The organism is Micromonospora sp. NPDC047753, from assembly GCF_040642735.1.
Classification (GTDB): Bacteria; Actinomycetota; Actinomycetes; order Mycobacteriales; family Micromonosporaceae; genus Micromonospora.
This window is the reverse complement of the sequence record NZ_JBEYSL010000449.1, coordinates 1-5,576: the sequence shown is the minus strand read 5'-3', so window position 1 is coordinate 5,576 and position 5,576 is coordinate 1. Positions and strand designations below refer to the sequence as shown.

Annotated in this window: 2 protein-coding genes and 2 pseudogenes; 2 read left to right on the top strand and 2 right to left on the bottom strand. The window is 73.3% G+C overall.

Annotation, left to right across the window (positions count from 1 at the left end):
• The first annotated feature begins 74 nt into the window (after nucleotides 1-74).
• Nucleotides 75-1,457, top strand: coding sequence for a xylulokinase (gene xylB / locus ABZ749_RS28130; protein ID WP_357233091.1), 1,383 nt, complete (start codon nucleotides 75-77; stop codon nucleotides 1,455-1,457).
• A gap of 95 nt (nucleotides 1,458-1,552) precedes the next feature.
• Nucleotides 1,553-2,986 carry an MFS transporter gene (locus ABZ749_RS28125; protein ID WP_357233089.1) on the top strand — a complete coding sequence of 478 codons (1,434 nt, stop codon included), beginning with the start codon at nucleotides 1,553-1,555 and terminating at the stop codon, nucleotides 2,984-2,986.
• Nucleotides 2,987-3,101: 115 nt separating this feature from the next.
• Here ABZ749_RS28125 and ABZ749_RS28120 read toward each other — a convergent pair.
• A pseudogene (locus ABZ749_RS28120) lies at nucleotides 3,102-4,334 on the bottom strand (alpha-amylase family glycosyl hydrolase); the annotation flags it as partial.
• A pseudogene (locus tag ABZ749_RS28115) lies at nucleotides 4,335-5,576 on the bottom strand (transcriptional regulator, SARP family protein); the annotation flags it as partial.

Here is a 5,576-nt window from a genome sequence, read left to right as displayed (position 1 = left end):
AGGTCGACGACGTCGTCCACGTCGCGGCTGCCGCCGCTGGCGGTGGCGTCGACTCGTCCACCCAGTCCTGCAAGGTGGTGATCCGGGACGCGGAAACCGGCGCCCTGCTCCGGCAGGGCCGGGCACCGCACCCGGACGGCACGGAGGTCGACCCGGAAGCCTGGTGGCAGGCACTGCGTAGCGCCGCCGACCAGGCCGGCGGGTTGGCCGACGTGGCGGCGATCTCCGTCGCCGGCCAACAGCACGGCATGGTGTGTCTCGACGAGGATGGCCGGGTGGTCCGCCCGGCGCTGCTGTGGAACGACACCCGGTCCGCCGACGCCGCCGCCGACCTCATCGAGGAGGCCGGCGGCGGCTCGGCCGGGAGTCGGTTCTGGGCGGAGGCCACCGGCAGCGTTCCGGTGGCCAGCTTCACCCTCACCAAGCTGCGCTGGCTGGCCACGCACGAGCCGGAGCGGGCAGCCCGGGTGGCGGCCGTCTGCCTGCCGCACGACTGGCTGACCTGGCGGCTGGCCGGAGCACCGGGGCTGGACGCGCTGCGTACCGACCGGGGTGATGCCAGCGGCACCAGCTACTGGTCGCCGGCCACCGGGCAGTACCGGCTGGACCTGCTGGAGCGGGGCTTCGGCCGGCGGTTGGTGCTGCCCGAGGTGCTCGGTCCGGCGGATTCGGCGGGAAAGCTGTCCGACGTACTGGGTGGGCCGGGCGGGGCCCTGCTGGGCGCGGGCACCGGGGACAACGCCGCCGCCGCGCTCGGTGTCGGCGCCGGGCCCGGTGACGTGATCGTCTCGATCGGCACCTCCGGCACCGTGTTCAGCGTCGCCGACGTGCCCGCCGCTGACGAGAGTGGTGCGGTGGCGGGCTTCGCCGACGCGTCCGGTCGCTTCCTGCCGCTGGTCGCCACGCTCAACGCGGCCCGGGTGCTGGACGCCGCCGCGGCGATGCTCGGCGTCAACCTGGACGAGCTGGCCGAGCTGGCGCTCTCCGCGCCAGCCGGGGCGGACGGGCTGGTCATGGTGCCCTACCTGGAGGGTGAGCGGACGCCGAACCGACCGCTCGCCACCGGTGCGGTGCACGGCCTGACCCTGCGTACGTCGACCCCCGCGCACCTGGCGCGGGCCGCCGTGGAGGGCATGCTCTGCGCGCTCGCCGACGGGTTGGACGCGCTGACCGCGCAGGGCGCTACCGCTCGCCGGGTCATTCTGATCGGCGGTGGGGCCCGGTCGGCCGCGGTGCGGCAGATCGCCCCGCAGGTCTTCGGCTGCCCGGTCGTCGTCCCGCCGGCCGGGGAGTACGTCGCCGACGGTGCCGCCCGCCAGGCCGCCTGGGTCGCCCTCGGCGGCGACGCGCCGCCGGTCTGGGCGGTCGAGGGCACCGAGGAGTACGCGGCGGCGGCCGTCCCCGCCGTGCGCGACCAGTACGCCGCGGCCCGCGGGTTGGTGCTCGACCGGCGCTGACCGTGGGGATCGACGCGCGGGTGGGTGCCGGTCGACGGTGACCGGCACCCACCCGCGTGACGACGTCCTGCACGCGGTCTGGTTGGCTGCCGGTCATGACGGTGACCAGTGGCGGGCCCGGCCTGCGCCCGCATGGTCGGGGCGGTGGGCGGGCGCACCGGTTGTACAGCGTGGTGGTGTTCGTGCTGCTCGCCTCGCTGGACAACGTGGCGATCGGGCTGGTCCCCCCGCTGTACGGCCCGATCTCCGACGCGTTCGACGTGTCCGGTCGGCTGCTCGGCGTGGTCACCGCGGTCAGCTTCCTGGTCAGCGCGGTCGCGGCGGTCGGCTGGGCGTACGTCGGTGACCACACCAACCGTAAACCGCTGCTCATGGTGGGCACCCTGCTCTGGGCGGCGGGCACCGGCGGCAGCGCGCTCGCCGGCGGCTACCTGACGTTCCTGGCCGCGCAACTGGTCGCGGCGGTCGGTCTCGGCGCGGTCGGCTCGGTGGGTTTCTCCGTGGTGACCGACCTGATCTCGCCGACCCGACGCGGGCTGGTGATGAGCTTCTGGGGGCTCTCCCAGGGGGTCGGCACCCTCGCGGGGACTCTCCTCGGCGGGCTGCTCGGGGCTGCCGACTGGCGTCGGCCGTTCCTGCTGTTGACCGGCGTCGGCCTCGTCGCCACGGTGGCCTACCTGTTCACGTACGACGTCCGGCGTGGCCAGAGCGAGCCGGAACTGGCCGGCAGGTTGGACGCCGGCGCCGAGTACGACTACCGGATCAGCCGCGCCGACCTGCCGCGCATCCTGGCTCGGCGGACCAACCGGTGGCTGATCCTGCAGGGTCTGACCGCGCAGGCCGCGTTCGGCTCGTTGGTCTGGCTGCCGGTGCTGTTCGCCGAACGGGCCGAGGCCCAGGGCTATTCCACGTCGACAGCTGTGGTGGTGGGCAGCGTCTTCGCCACGCTGTTCCAGCTCGGTGGGGTGCTGTCCATCGTGGGCGGGCTGATCGGTGACGCCGTGCAACGGCGTACCCCGCGGGGGCGGGCACTCGTCGCCTCGATCGGCATCCTCGCCGCGCTGCCGTTCTACCTGGTGCTGTTCTTCGTGCCGGTGACCATCGACGTGCCGGACGGCGCGAGCGGCGGCGCGGTGGTGGGTGCGGTACTGGCCAGTGTGTTCACCGAGCCGTCGGTCGGGCTGAGCCTGCTCACCGCCGTCGTGGCGCTCGCGTTGACCTCGGCCAACTCGCCGAACTGGTTCGCGTTGATCGCCGATGTCAACCCACCGGAGCACCGGGGTACTGTCTACAGCCTGGGCAACCTGGTGAACGGGGTCGGTCGCGCCGCCGGGAACGGGCTGGTCGGGGTGGCCTTCCAGGCGCTGCGAGCGGCGTTCCCGCCACCGCTGAACTTCGCCGTCGGGCTGGCCGCGTTCCAGCTCTTCTTCATCCCGACGGGGGTCATGTACTGGCTCGCCTCGCGAACCTCACCGGCGGACATCGACAACGTGCACGACCTGCTGCACACCCGGGCCGACCGCCTCTGACCGCCGACCTACTCTCCCTGATCCGCGCAACATCAGGGAAAGTGCTGCCTTGGGCGAGCGTGAGGGGCCAACATCCCTGATGTTGCGCGGATCTTGGCCCCTCACGGCGTTTGGATCAGCCTCGCAGCCAGACGGTGACGTCGGCCGGGAGCGCACCGTCGTCGTCCAGGGGCGCGCTGGCGGCGAGCACCTCGGCGTTGGCCGGCACCGGCACCGGGGCGGCACCGAAGTTGGTCAGCACGGTCAGCTCACCGTTGCGGAAGCTCAGCACGTCGTCGCCCGAGGACAACCACTCCAGGGTGCCGCGACCCAGCCCGTGGGCACGGCGCAACCGCAACGCCGTGCGGTACAGCTCGTACGTCGAACCGGGCACGTCGCGCTGGCGGTCCAGCGCGTACTCCGCCCAGAGCGCGGGCTGCGGCAACCAGCTCGCGTCGGTCGGCCCGAAGCCGTACGACGGGGCGTCGGCCTCCCACGGGATCGGCACCCGGCAGCCGTCCCGGCCGCGCTGGGTGTGCCCGCTGCGTGCCCAGGTCGGGTCCTGCCGGGCCTCGTCGGGCAGGGTGGTGTGCTCGGGCAGCCCCAGCTCCTCACCCTGGTAGAGGTACGCCGAGCCGGGCAGCGCCAGCATCAGCAGGGTGGCCGCCCGGGCCCGGCGCAGACCGAGTGCGGCGTCCGGCTGCGGGTCGCCGATGCCGATGCCGTTGGGGCGTACGGTGCCGATCGGCAGGCCGAGCCGGGAGGCGTGCCGCACCACGTCGTGGTTGGACAGCACCCAGGTGGTCGGTGCGCCGACCGAGTCGGTCGCCTCCAACGAACGGGTGATCACCGCGTACTGCGCCGGTGCGCTCCACGCGGCGAGCAGGTACTCGAAGTTGAACGCCTGGTGCATCTCGTCCGGGCGGACGTAGCGGGCCAGCCGCTCGGCCGGTTCCACCCAGGCCTCGGCGACCAGCACCCGCTCGCCGGGGTAGCTGTCCAACACCTGCCGCCACTGCCGGTAGATCTCGTGCACGCCGTCCTGGTCCCACATCGGCGGGCGGGGCTTGTCGATCTCGTTGCCGGAGAGGATCTCCTGCGGCTCCTGCCAGTCGGCCAGGTCGGCCTGCTTGATGAGGCCGTGCGCGACGTCGACCCGGAAGCCGTCCACCCCGCGGTCCAACCAGAAGCGCAGCACGTCCAGGAACTCCGCGTGCACCTCCGGGTTGTCCCAGTTGAGGTCCGGCTGCCCGGTGTCGAACAGGTGCAGGTACCACTGGCCGGGCTGTCCGTCGGCGTCGACTGTCCGGGTCCAGGCCGGACCACCGAAGACGCTCTGCCAGTCGTTCGGCGGCTGGTCGCCGGCCGGTCACAGCCGGTCGGCGTCCGTGAGCCGACGACGGATGCGCTCCGCGTCCGGGTGCCCGAGGTCGTCGAGCAGGCGCAACGCCGCCCGCCAGCTCCGGGCCGCCCCGGCCGGATCGCCGGCCTCGGCCTGCGCCTCGGCCAGGTGCCCGAGCGTGTCCGCCTCGTAGTACCGGTCCCGGAACTCCCGGTACAGCTCCACCGCGTGCCGGTACGAGCCGACCGCCTCTGCCGGTCGCCCCGCGCGGTGCTGCGCGTACCCGAGAGTGTCCCAGGTCGGGGCCTCACCCTGGCGGTCGTCGAACTCCCGCAACAGCGCCAGGCCCTGCCGACACGCCTCGATCGCGGCATCGTGCTCACCCAGTTGGGCGCGGTACCAACCGATCGCGTTCAACGCCATCGCCTGCCCGTACCGGTGTCCGGCGGTGCGGTACAACGTCAGCGCCGCCTCCGCGTGCTGGACCACCTCTGCGCGCCGGCCCTGCCGGTCGGCCATCTCGGCCAGGTCCAGGCAGGTGTGCCCCTGGTTGGCCGGGTCGTCGAGGGCCCGGAAGAGCTCCAGTGCCCGCTGAAGCTGACCGGGTGCCTCGTCGAGCTGGCCCAGCCGGGCCTGGGCCCGGGCCAGACTGCGGTGCGCGTGCGCCTGCCCGGCCGAGTCGCCACCGCGCCGCGCGGCGACCAGCGCCGTACGCTGCACCGCCAGTTGGTCGTGCCAGCCGCCCTGCCGGTCCAGAAAGATGGTCAAACTCCAGGCCAGTTGCCAGGCGTGCCGTTCGAACCCGCTGGTCGCGCACCGCTCGACCAGTGCGATCAGCACCTCCCGCTCCCGGGTGAACCACGCCGCCGCCTCGTCGTGATCGCTGATCTTCTCCGGTCGAACCCCGGTAACAGCTGGCGGCAGCGCGATCGGGTCCCAGTGTGGGTGCAGCAGCACGGCAGCAGCGTGCGCGCTGTGCAGGTAGTGGTCGAAGAGCCGACCCCGCGCCTCAGCCCGGTCGCCGGTCCGGTCCTGCTCGCCGGAAAGCTCGGCCGCGAAGGCCCGCAGCAGGTCGTGCATCCCGCACCGGTCCGGACCACGCTCCAGCACCAGGTGCGCGTCGGCGAGTTCGGCGAACGCCGCCCGGACCTGCCGGCGCTCGACGCCGGCGAGGCTGGCCCCGGCCGCCGTACTGATTGTCAGGTCCGTGCTGCCGCCAACCAGCCGGAAGAGCCGGGCCGTCGACTCGGTCAGCAGGCGGTACGACCA